This window comes from Anaerotignum sp. (assembly GCF_045122575.1).
GTDB lineage: Bacteria > Bacillota > Clostridia > Lachnospirales > Anaerotignaceae > Anaerotignum_A.
This window is the reverse complement of record NZ_JBGVHV010000105.1, coordinates 10370-27767: the sequence shown is the minus strand read 5'-3', so window position 1 is coordinate 27767 and position 17398 is coordinate 10370. Positions and strand designations below refer to the sequence as shown.

Sequence of the window (17398 nt, the reverse complement as noted above, 5' to 3'; positions counted from 1 at the left end):
ATTCCTCCTGTTTTTTACTCCCATTCTACTGTTGCAGGCGGTTTTGATGTAATATCATAAACAACTCTGGTGATGCCTGCCACTTCGTTCGTAATACGATTGCTGACTTTTTCCAGAACTTCATAAGGCAATCTTGTCCATTCCGCTGTCATAAAATCATCCGTAGTAACTGCTCTGAGAGCAACGGTATACCCATATGTTCTGGCATCTCCCTTCACGCCCACGCTACGCAGGTCTGTTAGCACTGCAAAATACTGATTGGTCATGTTTTCCAGCCCATCCCCGGCAACTTCTTCGCAGAAAATGGCATCCACCTCTCTTAGAATATCCAGTTTTTCTTTTGTAACCTCACCAATCACTCTTACCGCAAGGCCAGGACCCGGAAATGGCTGTCTCCACACCAACTGATGCGGAAGTCCCATCCGCTCTCCCAGTTTTCGCACCTCGTCCTTGAACAGTTCCCGCAGAGGTTCCACAATCGCCTCGAAAGCGATCACATCAGGAAGTCCCCCAACATTGTGATGGCTCTTGATGGCCGCCGCATCCCCTTTGCCGCTTTCCACCACATCCGGATAGATCGTACCCTGTGCCAAAATGTCCATTTTGCCCAGTTTCTTCCCTTCGTCTTCAAATACACGAATGAATTCTTCACCAATAATCTTTCTCTTTTTTTCAGGTTCTGTTATCCCTTTCAGCTTTGTCAGAAACCGTGCTTCCGCATCAATGCGGATCAGATTCATACCAAAGGTTTCCCGAAAAGTCTTTTCCACGAAGTCGCCTTCATTTTTTCGCAGCAGCCCATGATCCACAAATACACAGGTCAGATCATCTCCGATGGCTTTCTGCAGCAGCACTGCTGCCACAGAAGAATCCACGCCTCCGGATAACGCCAGAAGGACCTTTTTTCCTGCCAGTTCTCTGCGGTACCGTTCGATACTGTGCTCCAGATAATCCTCCATTTTCCAGTCACCTCGACAGCCACAGATTTCAAACAGAAAATTATACAGCATTTGCTTCCCATAAACTGTATGATTCACCTCCGGATGGAACTGTACGCCATATAGCTTTCGTTTCGCATCCTCCATTGCCGCACAGGTGCATTTTTCCGTCACGGCAACCGTCCGAAAGCCCTCCGGCAGCTCTGCAATATAGTCCGTATGACTCATCCAGCAGACGTTTTCCTCAGGAATGCCTTCAAACAACATACTTCCTGTCACAAAAACTCTCGTCTTCCCATATTCGCTGCAGGCTTCTGAACTTTTCACCTGACCTCCCAGAAGATGTGCCATCAGCTGATCCCCATAGCAAATACCCAGAATAGGGATACCTAACTCAAAAATCACCGGATCACATTGGGGAGAGTTTTCTTCATAAACACTATTGGGACCTCCGGTAAAAATGATCCCTTTATATCCGTTTTCTTCTATTTCATCAGCAGTAATATGGTCATATCCTCTGATCTCCGCATATACATGCTGTTCTCTCACTCTTCTTGCAATCAGCTGGTCATATTGACCCCCAAAATCCAAAACCAGAATCTTTTCATTCATTTTTTCACCTACTTCTTAAAGGTCGATTTCAACGCCGTCTCTGGTCATATCTGCCAGCAGAGGCTTTATCTTCTGTAAAAAGGCATCTACCTGCTCAGGGCATCTGCCGATATATTTTTCCGGCGAAAGCAGGTTTTCCATTTCCGCCTCTGTCAATCCGAATTCTTTCCTTTCTGCCAGACGGGATAGCAGATCACACGCCTCACCATTTTTCATCTTCGCTGTTGCTTCATGGGAACAAACCCGAATCATTTCATGAATCTCCTGTCTGTCGCCGCCCTTTTTCACAGCTTCCATCATCAGGTTTTCCGTAGCAATAAAAGGAAGATATTCCTTTACTGTTTTTGCAATGATTCTTTCATTCACATGCAGCCCGTCTGTAACATTCTGTGCCAGACGCAGAATGGCATCGGCACAAAGAAAACCTTCCGGCATGGAGATCCGACGGTTCGCAGAATCATCCAGCGTTCTCTCCAGCCACTGCGCAGAGGCCGTCATAGATGCATTGGCCGCATCTGCCATCAGGTATCTGGCCAGAGAACAGATACGTTCACTACGCATTGGATTTCTTTTGTATGCCATAGCAGAAGAACCAATCTGATTTTTTTCAAAGGGTTCTTCCAACTGACGGTCATGCTGTAAAAGACGAATGTCATTTGCCATGCGATAGCAGCTCTGCGCAATGGCAGAAAGACAGTTCAAAATACGACTGTCCACCTTTCTGGGATAGGTCTGTCCACAGACATCAAAACAATCTTCAAATCCAAAATCCGCAGCAATTCTCCGGTTCATTTCATCAATTTTTTCTGTATCTCCTTCAAACAATTCCAGAAAACTGGCCTCTGTCCCTGTTGTTCCTCGGCATCCCAGAAATTTCATATGATCGATCAGAAAATCCATTTCTTCCAGATCGGAAAGAAAATCCTGCAACCAGAGGGCAGCACGCTTCCCAACAGTCACCAGCTGGGCTGGCTGGTAATGGGTATAGCCCAGTGTTGGCAATGCTTTATATTTTTCTGCAAAGTCAGCAAGATTTGCCATAACCCGTAAAAGCCCTGTACGCAGATGGTACAGAGCATCACGATAAAGAATCAGATCTGCATTGTCTGTCACATAACAACTGGTTGCCCCCAGATGGATGATACCAGCGGCGGAGGGAGCCACCTTTCCGAAGGCATACACATGCGCCATAACGTCATGACGGACTTCTTTTTCCCGCAGACTGACACAGTCATAATCTATATTTTCAATGTTATTTTCCATCTCCAGGATCTGGGCTTCCGTGATCGGAAGTCCCAGTCCTTTCTCCGCTTTTGCCAGCGAGATCCACAGTCTGCGCCACGTCTGATAACGGGTATCTGCAGAAAACAGTTCCAGCATATACGCGGAGGCATAACGAGAGGATAAGGGGGATTCATATTTATGTTTCATGGAAATTCTCCTTACTTTCTGATAATAATGCTGTCCCGCTCCGGGCCAACAGAAATATAGGTAATCGGACAGCCAATGGCTGTTTCAATAAAAGACACATAGTCCTTCGCCTGTTTTGGCAGGTCATCCCAGGTTCTTACGCCAGAAATATCACATTTCCAGCCATCAAAATATTCGATCACAGGCTTTGCCTCCTGCAAAGCAACAGGAAACGGGAACTCGTCCGTCTGTTTTCCTCCCAGCATATAATGCGTACAGACAGGGATCTTTTCCATATAACTGAGTACATCCAGCTTTGTCAGTGCGATCTCCGTTGCAGCCTGTACTTTTATGCCATACTTTGTTGCCACAATATCGATGGGACCTACACGGCGTGGTCTGCCTGTCTTTGCCCCATATTCAAAACCGGCCTCTCTCAGCTGAATCGCTTCTTCACCAAACATCTCACAGACAAAAGGTCCTTCTCCGACGCAGGTGGAATAGGCTTTCACTACACCAACCACATCGCTGACCTCTGCAGAGGGCAGGCCGGAACCAATCGGGATATATGCTGCTGTTGTATTAGAAGAAGTAGTATATGGATAAATCCCATAATCCAGATCCCTAAGAGAACCAAGCTGTGCTTCAAACAGAATGCCTTTTCCTTCCTTTTTTGCTTTTTCCAGAACCGCAGTTGTATCACAGATAAAGGGTTTTATTTTTTCACAATAGGCATTCATCCACATTTCCAGCTTTTCTTTGGTATAAGGTTCCGCACCGTATACCTTTGTCAGCGTCAGATTTTTCCACTCCAGAAGATCCATCAGATGGGCCTTCAATTCTTCAGGATAAAACAGTTCCCCCGCCAGAATCGTTTTCTTCTGAAACTTATCGGAATAAAACGGTGCAATCCCCTGCTTAGTAGAACCAAATTTTTTCTCCTGCAGCCTTTGTTCCTCCAACGCATCCAGCTCTCTGTGCCAGGGCAGAAGGATCGAAGCTCTGTCACTGATTTTCAGATTCTCAGGTGTGATTCTGACACCTTTTTCTATAACTTCCTGCATCTCCAGCCAGAGGTTTTCCGGATCGAGAGCAACGCCATTTCCAAGAATATTCAGTACATCCTTACGAAAAACACCCGAAGGAAGCAGATGCAGCATAAACTTGCCATATTCATTTACCACAGTATGTCCGGCATTGCCGCCGCCCTGAAAACGAACAACAATATCATATTTTTCTGTCAGCAGATCAACCATACGCCCTTTTCCTTCGTCGCCCCAGTTGATACCGACAATTGCACAATTTTTCATAGACTCATCTCCTTAGATATGCTGCAGCAGACGCCCCATAACTTCCGTATAGGCATCCTCTACGCCGCCTAAGTCCCTACGAAATCTGTCTTTATCCAACTTTTCGCCGGTTTTCATATCCCACAGACGACAGGTATCCGGACTGATTTCATCTGCCAGCACGATCGTTCCATCCGCCAGTCTGCCAAATTCCAGTTTGAAGTCCACCAGAGTGACTCCACATTCTGCCCAGAATCTTTTTAGTTCTTCATTCACTGCAAAGGCATATTTTTTAATCGTTTCCATTTCTTCTGTTGTAGCCAGATGCATGGCAACTGCATGGGCCTGATTCAGAAGAGGATCTCCCAGGTCATCATTTTTATAGGAAAACTCAACCGTAGGGGATGCAAAAACGATTCCTTCTTCTACCCCATACCTCTTGGAAAAAGAGCCCGCTGCAATATTACGCACAATGACCTCCAAGGGTACAATGGAAACCTTTTTTACCAGTGTTTCTCTGTCACTCAGTTCTGTTACATAATGGGTGGGAACCCCTGCTTTTTCCAGTCTCTGCATCAGCAGATTACTCATTTTATTGTTGATGACGCCCTTGCCCTCGATGGTACCTTTTTTCAAGCCATTGAAGGCTGTAGCATCATCTTTATAAGAAACGATCAGAAAGCGCTGGTCATCCGTACGATAAACCTTTTTTGCCTTTCCTTCGTAAATCTGTTTTCCTTTTTTCATTTGTATTCTCTCCTTTTATTTTCCGCTGTCACCGTAGTTTGCCAGAACTCTTGCCGAAGGATCATCTACATTACAACCTTCCCATTCTTTATTCGGCATCCAGAAGTCCACGATCATTTCTCCCTGCCCGGGATAATATTTTTCAAAAATTTCCCGATACAGCAGAGATTCTTTTGTAAAAGGCCGCGCGTGTGTATATTTTTTCTTTTCTTCTTCCAACGCAGCGTCTGTATAACAGCCTTCCGCATATTCTTTCAGGTAATCCACCATAGAATGACCTACCGCATCAGAAAAAGCTGCTTTTTCCCGCCAAAGGATTTCTTCAGGAAGATAATCTCCTTCAAAGGCATGACGGAGCAGATATTTTCCCTTTCCGTATTTGTTCCGTTTCATTTCCGGATCAATAGCCATGACATATTTCACAAAATCCAGATCCCCAAAGGGAACTCTGGCTTCCAGTGCATTTACGGAAATACAGCGATCCGCCCGCAGAACATCATACATATGCAGTTCCCGGATACGTTTTTCCGCTTCTTTCTGGAATGCCGCTGCATCAGGTGCAAAATCAGTATATTTATATCCAAAGAGTTCATCAGATATTTCCCCTGTCAGCAAAACACGAATATCTGTCTGTTCATGGATCGCCTTACAGATCAGATACATGCCCATGCTGGCACGGATAGTCGTAATATCAAAAGTCCCCAGAAGATGGATGACCGTTTCCAGCGAAGACAGCACATCCTCCTTGGTGATAATGATCTCCTGATGGTCACTGCCGATATACTCTGCCACCCGCTTTGCATATTTCAGGTCGATGGCGTCTTCGCTCATGCCAATGGCAAAAGTGCGGATAGGCTTTTCACTTTTCTTTGCCGCAATGGCGCACACCAAAGAAGAATCCAGACCACCGGAAAGAAGAAATCCTACTTTTGCATCCGCAACCAGTCGTTTTTCCACACCGGCGACCAGTTTGTCATGGATATTTCTGCTGACAGTTTCCAGATCATCAGAATGTACAGTGTCCACCTTTGCAATATCGCAGTAGCAGATAAATTTTCCACCTTTATAATAATGACCGGGAGGAAAAGGCATGATTTTTTCAACGATGCAGGTCAGGTTTTTTGGTTCACTGGCAAAAACGATCACGCCCTTTTCATCATAGCCGTAATACAAAGGGCGGATACCGATGGGGTCTCTGGCCGCGATATATTCCTGCGTTTCGCCGTCATAAAGGATACAGGCAAACTCGGCATCCAGCTTGGCAAACATCTCCACACCATACTCCTGATACATAGGAAGCAAAATCTCACAATCAGATTCACTCCGGAAAGAATATTTTTCAGAAAGTTCCTCTTTCCACTTCTGAAAACCATAAATCTCACCATTACAGACCACATAGCTGCCATCCATCTCAAAGGGCTGCATACCAGAGGGAGTCAGCCCCATGATGGAAAGGCGATGGAATCCCAGCAGCCCATTGCCTGTATCAACAACATGACTGGCATCAGGCCCACGGGAAATCGTCTGCATGAATCCCGTCATAAATAGTTCTCTTGTTATTTCTTTTCCGCAATAACCCATGATGGAACACATTTCTCATCCCTCTTTTCTCTATCCAAAAGCCCGCTTAATTCACACTGAACAGCAGATCGCCATAAGTAGGGAAAGGCCAGTATTTCTTTGCTGTCACTGTTTCCGCTTCATCGCAGGCCAGTCTCAATTCACACATTTTTACCAGAACGGTATCTCTGATTGCATTTGCTTCTTCCTGCATATCCTTCGCATCACCCAATTTCAGCAAAGCATCTTCCAATGCGTCAGCAGCTTCTGCCATTCGTTCTGTCAGTCCGGAAAGCTTTTTCACCAGTTCCGTTTCATATCTGCAAGCTAAACCTGCTCCCAGTTCTTTTTTCGCTGCGGCCGTCTTTGCCAGTTCCAGAACATAGCTTTCTACCGCGGGAATGATTTCATTCTTCGCCATATCTACCATGGTATTGGCTTCGATGATCACTGTTTTGCTGTAGTTTTCCAGCGTGATCTCATATCTGGAACGAAGTTCCGGATAGGTAAATACCTGATGTCCAGTCAGCATATCCACATTTTTCTGTTCCAGCACACAGGGAATACAGTCAGGAGTCGTTCTATAATTGCTCAACCCTCTTCTTTCCGCTTCAGCGATCCATGCGTCATCATAACCATTACCGTTGAAAATGATTCGCTTGTGCTCTTTGATCGTCCTTTGGATCAGCCCATGAAGAGCCGTTTCAAAATCTTCTTCGCCTTCCAGTTCATCCGCAAAAATCTTCAGGCTTTCCGCTACCGCTGTATTCAGCATCATATTTGCACAGGCAATGCTGTCAGAAGAACCAACCATGCGGAATTCAAATTTATTGCCTGTAAATGCGAAGGGAGAAGTTCTGTTTCTGTCTGTTGTATCTTTATTGAATCGGGGCAGTACCTTTACCCCCAGTTTCATTTTTGTTTTTTCCATTCCTCTGTAAGCCGTATCGGTTTCAATGGCTTCCAGAATAGCATTCAGTTCATCCCCAAGGAAAATGGATACAATCGCAGGTGGTGCTTCGTTTGCCCCCAGACGATGGTCATTCCCAGCCGTTGCAACGGAAACGCGCAGCAGATCCTGATAATCATCTACAGCTTTGATAACTGCACAGAGGAACAGAAGGAACTGTGCATTTTCATAAGGTGTATCCCCAGGAGAAAGCAGATTCACGCCCTGATCTGTAGAAATGGACCAGTTATTATGCTTGCCACTGCCATTTACGCCTGCAAAGGGTTTTTCATGCAGCAGACATACCAGACCATGCCTTGAGGCTACCTTCTGCAAAATTTCCATGGTCAGCTGGTTGTGATCTGTAGCAACATTCGTCGTCGTATAAATCGGAGCCAGTTCATGCTGCGCAGGCGCAACCTCGTTGTGCTCTGTTTTAGCCAGAATACCTAGCTTCCAGAGTTCTTCGTTCAGATCCTCCATATAGGCTGCAACTCTGGGTTTGATAACACCGAAATAATGATCATCCAATTCCTGTCCTTTGGGCGGCTTTGCACCAAAAAGCGTTCTGCCCGTAAAACGCAGGTCTCGGCGTTTTTCATACATTTCCTTATCAATCAGGAAATATTCCTGCTCAGGGCCAACGGCTGTTCGGACACATTTCACATCTTCATTGCCAAACAGACGCAGGATACGCAATGCCTGTTTATTCAGTGCCTGCATAGAACGCAGTAAAGGGGTTTTCTTGTCCAGTGCTTCCCCGCCATAAGAACAGAAGGCAGTAGGAATGCACAGCGTTTTTCCTTTGATGAACGCACAGGAGGTAGGATCCCATGCTGTATAGCCCCTGGCTTCAAATGTGGCTCTTAGACCGCCAGAAGGAAAAGAAGATGCATCCGGTTCCCCTTTGATCAATTCCTTGCCGGAAAATTCCATAATTACGCCGCCATCAGGGGACTGTGTGATAAAGCTGTCATGTTTTTCTGCAGTAATTCCAGTCAGAGGTTGGAACCAGTGTGTATAATGGGTTGCACCATTGGCAACCGCCCAATCTTTCATTGCAATTGCTACAGCATTTGCTACACCGCTTTCCAGTTTTGCACCCTCGTCGATAGTTTTTTTCAAGGACGCATAAACATCTGATGAAAGCATCGCTCTCATCACTCTGTCATCAAATACCATGCTTCCAAAATATGCAGGAACCGTTTCTTTTTTCATCATAATTCCTCCTTCTTTTTCATTAAAAAAGGCAAAGGGATCCTTCTCATGTCATCATAAGAAAGACGCCTTTGCCTTTGCCCGGAAATAGTAGTTCATTGAGGTGTGAACAGGTAAATAAAGAAAAGGCGCCTTTGAGTGTGTGATTCTCAAAGACGCCTTTGCCTTTATGGATCGTATAATACACCCGCCACAAACATTTGTCAACTCCTCACACTATAATTTTTTCTGAGATAAGGTATCATTAATTCTGAATTTACAAAAATCAAATACGGCATTATACTTTAGGTAATGAGCAAAGGCGTTCATTTTTATACAGTTTCTGTATCAAAATGGCGCCTTTCCCCATTATTCGAGTACATCTCAAAAGGAGGGGTGACCATGAAAGATCTTGCATACAATGTTTTACTTTTATCTTCTTCCTCAACATTTCATGCTGTTCTGAAATCTCTTCTTCCCCCTTCCAATTATCCCTCAGTCTGTTCCGCCTACAGCGTACGGACTGCAAAAGAATTTCTAAATGAGCAGCAATTTGATCTGATCCTCGTGGATACCCCTCTGGCAGATGCCTCTGGCAAACTGTTTGCATTAGAAGCATGCAGAAAAAAAGGTACTGTCGTTTTACTCTTCATCAAACAGGACCTTTTTGATGAAGTCAATGACGAAGTTATTGAACATGGCATCTTCACACTTGCAAAGCCTACCTCCAGGTCCATCATCACACAGGCTCTGAAATGGATGGGCAGTGCAAGAGAACACCTGAGGCTCTCAGAGAACGAAACCCATATGATCGAACAGAAAATAGATGACATTCGTATAATTAACCGCGCAAAATGGCTTCTGATCAGTGAATTGAAAATGAACGAAACAGATGCTCATCATTATATTGAAAAACAGGCTATGGATCGCTGCCTTTCCAAGCGGCAGATTGCGGAAGACATCATCCGCATGTATTCCCTTTAGCTTTTATGATCATTCTATTCTCTCCTTCAAATATAAATTGTAATAGTGGACAGCAAAAAGGCTTCCGGCAATTGCCGGAAGCCTTTTTGTCATTCCTACTGTACCAGCGCCTGCATCATATTGTCTGCAAAAGCATGTGCCCGTTCCTCAATGCCATCCACCTTCAGAATGCTCATCGGATCATTTGCCGTTTCCACCATGGAAAAGCGTGCCGGCAAACGAAAGGTTTTATTCATGCTAAGGGCACTGATCACTTGTTCTGCCACAATATTTCCGCCACTGTACCCGGAAACCACGATGGCATAAACCGTCTTTTCATAAAATGCCGTTTTGCGGAATAGTGCTGTTAATCGGTTAATAAATGCCGTGATATTTGCACTGAGGGCATCATTATAATTGGGGCACAGAAGCACCAGCGCATCACATTTCAGAATAGCTGGATAGACCTGCTCCGCAATGACACCACCATAATAACAACTGGATTTTTCGCTGTAGTGCATGCACATACGATACGGACAGCCGCTGCAATCCTGAATTGTCCCGTTTCGGAGGGATATTTCCTGTATTTCACAGTCATGAAGATTTCCCTTTACCATATTCCAGAGGGCTGATGTATTGGAAGTATGAAAATTGCTGGCATGAAGAACAAGGATATTGGTTTTTTTCTTTGGTCTGGGTTCAAAAGCCATCACCCTCTCCAGCATTTCTCTGGAGGCAATATGATATGCTGTCAGATTATCCGTTTCCAGCCGCATAGCCTGTATATTAAAATTCTGCAGAGATTCCGTTCCCTCTACCATGGCTCTGCCGGGGAATGCACAGCCTGCCTGATTTGCAGTAAACATGAACTCTCTGGCAACAGATTTTGTATATAGTTCGCTTTCCCCATCAACAATCATGCCCCCTACACTGCCTTCCAGCATATCTGTATGGGTACGCAGGATCTTCAAAAAATGGAAATACTCCAGATTGATCCCTGAAATCCCCAACGGGATCGCAAACAGAATCCTCTGATTTTTCAGCGGCGCAAATTCCTCTGCATATCTGATAACCTTACAATCATAGTCTTTCAGAATCTCTTTCAATAAAGCATTCAGCCGTTCCGTGCGCTTCGCATCAGAACATTGTGGATAAACCAAAGTCAGTTTTCTTTTCATAGGATCGCCTCCAGACTTTGATATGCTTTTTCTATACGCGAAAATAAGGCTTCGGGCAAAGGCAGTGCTTCCATCTCCAGCCCGTATTCTGTGGTACGGTTTTTGCAGCCCATATAAACACCACCAAGAAAATTAGAACTATAATGCCATTCTCCACGCAGGGTAAGCAGAATGGATATCGCCGCTGAAGAAATGGCCGGTGCTACATAAGGCTTAAATCCCAGTTCTCTGGTTCGCAAATTCGCTTCTACGGCAAGGTGTGTCAGTTCTCTTGACAAAGCATCGTCATAGTGTTCAATGCTATTGGCGATCACTAAGTTCTCCCCATGAGGACCGTATGCTCTTCCCTCTGTCAGAAAGGAAGCAAAACGGGCATCCTGTTTGGCATAATAAGCCGCTCTGGCATTCATTACGCCCAGCCCATAGCCCTGTATCTGCTCTGGCAGGAGTCCTTTTCCATCAAATTGCCCCTCCATATTCTCATTGGAAGCAAGAAACGCTGCTTTGCAAAGAGGATCTACCGGATCGGAAACAACAGCAAAAAGCCCCTTAAATTCTGCTATTCTCGACTTCTTTGCAAAAAAAGAAATCAGTTCTTTATTGGCTTCAAACTGTGCCATCCGTACATCCTTTATATCACTTCCCACAGGAGGAATCCCTTTCGATGCACAGAACACAAATACATCACAATCAAACAGTTCCTCTTCTTTCAGAATGACCACTTCCGGCAAGGCATCATATGCCCATGGATATGCCGCCTGATTCAGCTCACTTTCCCATCGTCTGCAAACTGCATCATTTACATCATAAATCCCCAGTTCTGTTATACAATCCCCACCCAGCAGTTTCAAAGTGGTCAGAACCATACTGCCTACATCTCCCAATGCCAGAAGATGTACTTTCTTTCTGGGTTTTACTTCCTTTTCCATTCGTTTTTTCCATTCTTCCATGGTGCCATAGGACAGATTCACCAATGTGGCCTGCCCTTTCTCTATCGCATCGATCAGCACACATTTTTCTGCGACAAAGAGTTTTTCAGCCTTTCTGTCCAACTGTTTCTGATCCAGCCAGAAAAGTCCTTCTTTCGCCAACTGCCCCAGATCGGTCAGGCGACAACAGCCTTTTGCCTGCTCCATCGGGCGTTCTACAGGAACGAGTATGCCGTTTTTCCACATTTCGCATTTCATATCCATTCCTCCTTAGTATCTTTATTTCACAAGATTCTGCAGGCGGATCAGTCGTTCTATATCATTCATCAGATAAACCGATGCCGAAAGGTGCTGATCATACTGCATACAACTTCCTTCATCGGGGCATCTGGGAGAAATCACTGCCTCGCTTAATCTGCCCAATGTCAGACTGCGTGCAAAGATGCGCTGATATTCCTCCTCCAACACCTGTAATATTTCTTTTGTATTTTGTAAACATGTCATCGATAAGTCATAAATTGCTTCCCGTGGTGCATCTTCAATGAACCCGGGCATCACATAAGGCAGTTCCAGGTTGACCGACGGCAGAAGATTCCCTATGATTTCGCTCTCCCGCTCTACACTGTCCCCTCCGATAAAGGGATACATAGATGTTTCCGTGAACCATACCCGCAGAGAAGGAATGAAATACACACTTTCTGCCGTTCTTCTCTGTATCTCCATCAGATCTCTGCCTCTGCCGGAAAGCACGCCTACAATAATACGGTCGATCTCCACATTTTCCTGTTTGAAAATTGGATCCAACTCTCGGATGCGATACCCTTTATGCAGCAGATCATCCACAAGGATCGCCTTTCTGTGGAAGGACCGGATCGTTCGCACCTGACAATCCAAGGGCAAATACTGCGGAAATTCCTTGATACGAAAAGACCGAATATCCGGCCGGAATGCTTTTTCTGTATGAAGCATCTTTGTTACCGTATTTGGAATCACGATCCCTTTCAGTATCTTGCCAAAAGGTACACACATTTTTTCACCCAGAATACGCACCGGCAGCGTTTCCTTCGGCACCTGATTTGCCTTTGTAATGCGGTCAATCAGCTGATTCTGCAGAATACCTGCATCAAAGGAAATAACCAGTTCTCCTGGATACAGCTTTGTCAGTGCCGCCTGCAGTCTCTGATGGGATTCCCGCAGGGTACGCAATACTCGTTCATTTCTATGAAAGGGTTCTTTCAGTGCTGTCTGCATATTGTGATAAAGGGTGATCGGATTTTTCATATCCACAACAAAAATCTCCCTTTCCCCTTCATGTTCCAGAGGAACGAAGCCCTGCCGCAGAAGAACTTCCTTCTGTTTTCTTTCTACCCTGCCTCCAGCAGGACTGAACACAGCATAGGTAAAATCTTCACCAAGACACTTTGCCAGTGCTTCCGTCAGAAGGATCTGACGAAGGTCATCGATTTTCGAATGTTCCCTGATCCAGCAATCAGTGAAAAGAACGATCTTGCCAGAAGTATGCTCCCGAATATACGCCGCCGTATCCATATCTCCAAATTCGACATACAGTTCTGTTGTAGATATATGTCTGTAAATCATGACCGCATCCACCTGTCTTTTCTGTCCAAAAACCAATGTGATACGACTGTTCTTCTCATTCAAAGCAGAAAAATATGGTCCTTTCCAATCCATATTTTTCTGCAGCAGTTCCCAGCCTTCCGCGCCCGAATAATGCCTGATTTCTACAGATTCTATTTCCAGCAAGTGCTTATACTGAGGTTCCCGCAAATACAGTCCATACTGATAAATATAGTTCTGTGCCATCGGATCGATCAGATGGGATATATCTCTGTTCTGGTCGATATTCTCACGGATACGGGTAGAAGAAATATCTTCGAAATATGCAGGCAATTTCAGTTCCAGAACCGTATTCTCAATACATCCATATGGATTATCTTTTTTCACCGTAGCTTCCATTCCGCTTTCCCGCAGAAAAAGAATATGTGGAAAGGTCTGAATGGAATCTTCCATTACAGGCATCCGATAAGAAGATGCATTTTTAACCACATCACTGCCGGCAACCATATAAACCTCTTTTTCGGGAAACAATTGTCGCAGTTGTTTCAGATCCATCGAATTTGCAATATTCACAGGGATATTTTCCGGAAACAGATAAATGTTTTCTTCATCAGCAACGGAAATTTCCATAATTTTGCGTCGTACCAGATGGGGCTGCGTTTTCTTCGACCAGGAAAATTCATCCAGTGCCAGATATACGGTAAACCCCATATCTCTGATTTCTCTGGCAATCTCCTTATGTCCCAGAGAAAAGGGATCATAGGTGCCAGGAAAAAAGGCGATTTTCTCTGGTTCCACAAAGGTCATTTCCCCATTCTCAAACAAATATGCACTCAAAAAATGATAAATATGATTCCATGTCATCGTATCATTGAAAAAAGTCAATTCTGCCGTTTCATGTCTTGCAGAAAGTAACAGAAGCTTTTTGCCGAGAATCGCAAAAAAATCTTTTTTCTCCTCTATGGAAAGCATTTTTCCAGCAAACAGTTCATGTCCTACCACATAAAACGCTTCTCTGCTCACATTTTCCTGATAACTGGAACATCCCTTCAGAAGCATTCCCAGCATCTGTTTTTTTCGATTCTGATATATAGTTTCCTTTTCGTCAAATCGTTCTCTGTATGCGCCATAACTGCGCAGCATAACTCCCAGTGTATCCAGTGCAACACCTGCCACACGGTCATTGGTGCTGATTAACAAACAATATAGATCCAGCAGAAATTCGTCCAGTTCCCTTGGATGCAGATACATGACAAACCTGCCCAGATATTCCGGAATATATTTTGAAAATTCAAAAGCACCGATTTCCAGACCTTTCATCAGTTCAATGGTGATTTCATTCAACTGATCCCCTGAAAGAAACGGTGCCAGCCGCACCAGCGTTTCTCCGGCAAAATGGCGTACTGCTACCTGCTCACTGACTTTCAGCAAATTAGAAAGATGAGCCGCCACATGCAGAAATGGCATAGGATTCCCCCTTCGAATGCGTTCATACAGCAGTTCAATATGGATAATCTTCAGTTTCCATGGCGTCGCCGCCTTCAGGTTATCCAGGAAAATATCCGAAACAATGGATTCCTCCTGCCAGATACGTTCTTCCGGAAAGGATTTCAAAAGATCTCCTGTATCCCATTTTTCCGCAATACAATACTGTAGATACTGTAGCGCAATATTTTCTTCTGTAGGTATAGACTCTGCAATAGAACAAATCTCTACCGCAAAATCCTTTGCGTCTATCTCCTTTAATACAAGAAGAATTGCCGCTCTTGTCTCCTGAGGTGCTGCAGACCCATGCTTTCTCAAAAAAGATAATAACAGACTTTTATCTCTCTGCGACAATTCCTGCTCTAAAACGGATTCTATCGTATCGATCAGGATAAAAACTGTATCCGCCGACTGTTCCGGATCCTGATAATATTTCAGAAGTTCCGCAGCATATTTCTCCCAATCCTTTTTTCGGCAGTTTTCTGCCAGAGCCTGCACCACACGCTTTAATCCATAGCCCAGCCAACGGCGATGCCGATCTGTCATTTTATGGTCGGGATAAATGATCTGCTCCAGATACATTCTCCAGAGAACAAAACTGTCGGTTTCCGCCATTACAGGTATGGCATCTTCAGGAAGTTCCTTGGAATACTCTATATCATATCCGGCAATCAATACCCCCAGCAGATCCGCTGCCTGTCGGCGAATGTCCCCTTCTTTGTGAATCATCCATTCATACAGCAAGGTACAGACCATCTGTTTCTGCTTCTGACTCATATAGGTATGGTACTCTGAAAATATATTCAGATAGGCACGGGAATCTTTCCAGTCTCTGCTGCTTCTGGCAGCCTCCAAAATTTCCCCGAAAGAAATATCCCTGCTCAGTTTATGCATCAAGCGAATATTGTGATCCACTGCCATATTTTTGAATACTTCCACTGTTTCTCCAACTGTCAGCAAAGCCTTCTCTTTCTGATGGACAGGCACCAGTTCTTCACGGCTCAGGTCTGTATTGACCCCGAGACTTTTCATGTATGCTTCAAAATCCTGTAACCGGGAATATACATGGCGATAGCGTTTTTCCTTGGCATCATCAACATTGTCGAGTTTTTCCAGTATGACACGGAAGGAATCTTCCAAAGAAAAGAAGCCCATCATTTCTTTGCCATTTTGATATCCCTGCTTCTTTACCCGAAAATCAGCATAAATCAGAATCAGAGATTCCACTGGTAAATTTTCCAGTTCCAAATCCCACGTGGAATGATTCGCTGCTATGGTACCGATCTCAAACAGTCCATGTCTCCGAAACCACTGATCCGTATAATAATAATGCAGATAAGGGATTCGTTTCATTTCCATATCCCGGCAGCCATATTTGCCAATATCATGTCCTGCTGCTGCGCCGGAAATCAATCCCAAATCAACGGGTACACCCGCCTTTTTAAGCTGCCTGCCAATATGCATGGCTACATGATGTACCCCTGCCACATGGGCCAATGTATCAAAGGGCATAATTTCTCTGCCAATACGCATAAGCTCCTGCACATAATCCATCCTGAATGACTGCAGGAAGCAAATATACTGTTCCAGATACGGGCTCTCTCCGATTTCCTCTGCGGTTGCAAAACGAAAATCTCTTGTCCTTTCATAAGGGAAATTCTCCTTTTCCCACTGTAAAAATACACGCAGTACCTCCAGATAAAACATAACCGCGGCATTCGTTCCTTCATTGAGACTGATGTCTTCTCTTCCATCAAAAAGCCTTTTCAGGATCCAGTCATAAATATGCGACAACCAGCCCTTTTCCGGCCTTTTATCTGCCAATGTATCCATAGCATCAGAACAAAGAAGCACGACTGATTCGCAGGATATTTCTTCCTGCAAGATGGCATCGATACCTGCACTCCACGATTCCTTTTCCAGCAAATATAGAATGTCCTTCCTTTTGCATGCGGTTTTTTCCAGAAAACATTTTTCTGTCAAAGCCTCCTGCAATGCTTTAAATATTGCAAAGGTTTGTTTTTTTCTCATTTCAACACCCCCTCATTTTCCCCAATTATATTGTCCCACATATTTCATTTCAATAGATAATTTTCATCATAATTATATAAATTTCTTATGGCTTTATTCATTTTACCTTATATTCCACTTTTTAAACTGCTACTTCGCAAACAATAATATGCAATTTGCGCAATAAACACAATTTTAATCAATATAGTAAATTTATCCAATTTAAATTTCCATTTTTCGCATCACATCACTATTTTTCATCAGATAATTTATGTATCCCATAAAACAGCCAAATAGCCTTCCTAAAATCTATAGATTTTTCAACCACATATCCAATTTCTAAAACCGATCCATTCATTTTCTGAATAGTTTTAACAAATCAAAATATTTCACAATAAAATAATTTATTCCAATTTCAATATTCCCAAAAAAAATCGAAAAAAACAGAATAATTCTGTCAAAATCCAGAAACGTCGAAAAAAGTGCCAAAAAGACATCTATCCACTTGAAACGGACATTTCATTGCATTAAAATGAGTCTCGGAATGATTCCA

Annotated in this window: 10 protein-coding genes; 1 reads left to right on the top strand and 9 read right to left on the bottom strand. The window is 44.1% G+C overall.

Annotated features, from left to right (window positions below):
- Positions 1–14: 14 nt before the first annotated feature.
- The 6 genes from guaA to ACJMLT_RS04630 are packed head-to-tail and all read right to left on the bottom strand — an operon-like array spanning position 15 to position 8723.
- Positions 15–1550 (bottom strand): glutamine-hydrolyzing GMP synthase, encoded by a 1536-nt coding sequence (gene guaA, locus ACJMLT_RS04655; RefSeq protein WP_405727299.1) that lies wholly within the window; start codon positions 1548–1550, stop codon positions 15–17.
- 15 nt (positions 1551–1565) lie between these two features.
- Positions 1566–2981 carry an adenylosuccinate lyase gene (gene purB / locus ACJMLT_RS04650; RefSeq protein WP_405727296.1) on the bottom strand — a complete coding sequence of 472 codons (1416 nt, stop codon included), beginning with the start codon at positions 2979–2981 and terminating at the stop codon, positions 1566–1568.
- Between the two features lie 11 nt (positions 2982–2992).
- The gene (locus ACJMLT_RS04645; protein ID WP_405727293.1) at positions 2993–4270 is read right to left on the bottom strand and encodes an adenylosuccinate synthase; all 1278 of its coding nucleotides are present in this window, start codon (positions 4268–4270) and stop codon (positions 2993–2995) included.
- 12 nt (positions 4271–4282) lie between these two features.
- Positions 4283–4996, bottom strand: coding sequence for a phosphoribosylaminoimidazolesuccinocarboxamide synthase (purC, locus tag ACJMLT_RS04640; protein WP_405727290.1), 714 nt, complete (start codon positions 4994–4996; stop codon positions 4283–4285).
- A 15-nt stretch (positions 4997–5011) separates the two neighbouring features.
- Complete coding sequence (gene asnB, locus ACJMLT_RS04635; RefSeq protein ID WP_405727287.1) at positions 5012–6589, bottom strand: asparagine synthase B; 1578 nt, start codon at positions 6587–6589, stop codon at positions 5012–5014.
- A gap of 34 nt (positions 6590–6623) precedes the next feature.
- Complete coding sequence (locus ACJMLT_RS04630) at positions 6624–8723, bottom strand: glutamine synthetase III family protein (protein ID WP_405727284.1); 2100 nt, start codon at positions 8721–8723, stop codon at positions 6624–6626.
- A gap of 381 nt (positions 8724–9104) precedes the next feature.
- Here ACJMLT_RS04630 and ACJMLT_RS04625 point away from each other — a divergent pair, with 381 nt between their 5' ends.
- On the top strand, positions 9105–9686 hold the full coding sequence (locus tag ACJMLT_RS04625) for an ANTAR domain-containing response regulator (protein WP_405727281.1): 582 nt from the start codon (positions 9105–9107) through the stop codon (positions 9684–9686).
- A gap of 95 nt (positions 9687–9781) precedes the next feature.
- Here ACJMLT_RS04625 and ACJMLT_RS04620 read toward each other — a convergent pair whose 3' ends face one another.
- Genes ACJMLT_RS04620 through ACJMLT_RS04610 form a run of 3 tightly spaced genes read right to left on the bottom strand, consistent with a single transcriptional unit; the run spans position 9782 to position 16866 of the window.
- Positions 9782–10843, bottom strand: a complete 1062-nt coding sequence (locus ACJMLT_RS04620; RefSeq protein ID WP_405727278.1) for a flavodoxin family protein — start codon at positions 10841–10843, stop codon at positions 9782–9784.
- On the bottom strand, positions 10840–12030 hold the full coding sequence (locus tag ACJMLT_RS04615) for a lactate dehydrogenase (RefSeq protein WP_405727275.1): 1191 nt from the start codon (positions 12028–12030) through the stop codon (positions 10840–10842). The genes ACJMLT_RS04620 and ACJMLT_RS04615 overlap by 4 nt, the downstream gene beginning before the upstream one ends.
- A gap of 21 nt (positions 12031–12051) precedes the next feature.
- Positions 12052–16866 carry a nicotinate-nicotinamide nucleotide adenylyltransferase gene (locus ACJMLT_RS04610; RefSeq protein ID WP_405727272.1) on the bottom strand — a complete coding sequence of 1605 codons (4815 nt, stop codon included), beginning with the start codon at positions 16864–16866 and terminating at the stop codon, positions 12052–12054.
- Between the last annotated feature and the right edge of the window lie 532 nt (positions 16867–17398).

What these genes read in the sequence shown, in the direction of transcription:
- purB (WP_405727296.1), bottom strand. Translation starts at nt 2,981, where the DNA reads ATGAAACATAAATATGAATCCCCCTTATCCTCTCGTTATGCCTCCGCG.
- ACJMLT_RS04625 (WP_405727281.1), top strand. Translation starts at nt 9,105, where the DNA reads ATGAAAGATCTTGCATACAATGTTTTACTTTTATCTTCTTCCTCAACA.
- purC (WP_405727290.1), bottom strand. Translation starts at nt 4,996, where the DNA reads ATGAAAAAAGGAAAACAGATTTACGAAGGAAAGGCAAAAAAGGTTTAT.
- asnB (WP_405727287.1), bottom strand. Translation starts at nt 6,589, where the DNA reads ATGTGTTCCATCATGGGTTATTGCGGAAAAGAAATAACAAGAGAACTA.
- ACJMLT_RS04630 (WP_405727284.1), bottom strand. Translation starts at nt 8,723, where the DNA reads ATGAAAAAAGAAACGGTTCCTGCATATTTTGGAAGCATGGTATTTGAT.
- ACJMLT_RS04615 (WP_405727275.1), bottom strand. Translation starts at nt 12,030, where the DNA reads ATGAAATGCGAAATGTGGAAAAACGGCATACTCGTTCCTGTAGAACGC.
- ACJMLT_RS04645 (WP_405727293.1), bottom strand. Translation starts at nt 4,270, where the DNA reads ATGAAAAATTGTGCAATTGTCGGTATCAACTGGGGCGACGAAGGAAAA.
- guaA (WP_405727299.1), bottom strand. Translation starts at nt 1,550, where the DNA reads ATGAATGAAAAGATTCTGGTTTTGGATTTTGGGGGTCAATATGACCAG.
- ACJMLT_RS04620 (WP_405727278.1), bottom strand. Translation starts at nt 10,843, where the DNA reads ATGAAAAGAAAACTGACTTTGGTTTATCCACAATGTTCTGATGCGAAG.
- ACJMLT_RS04610 (WP_405727272.1), bottom strand. Translation starts at nt 16,866, where the DNA reads ATGAGAAAAAAACAAACCTTTGCAATATTTAAAGCATTGCAGGAGGCT.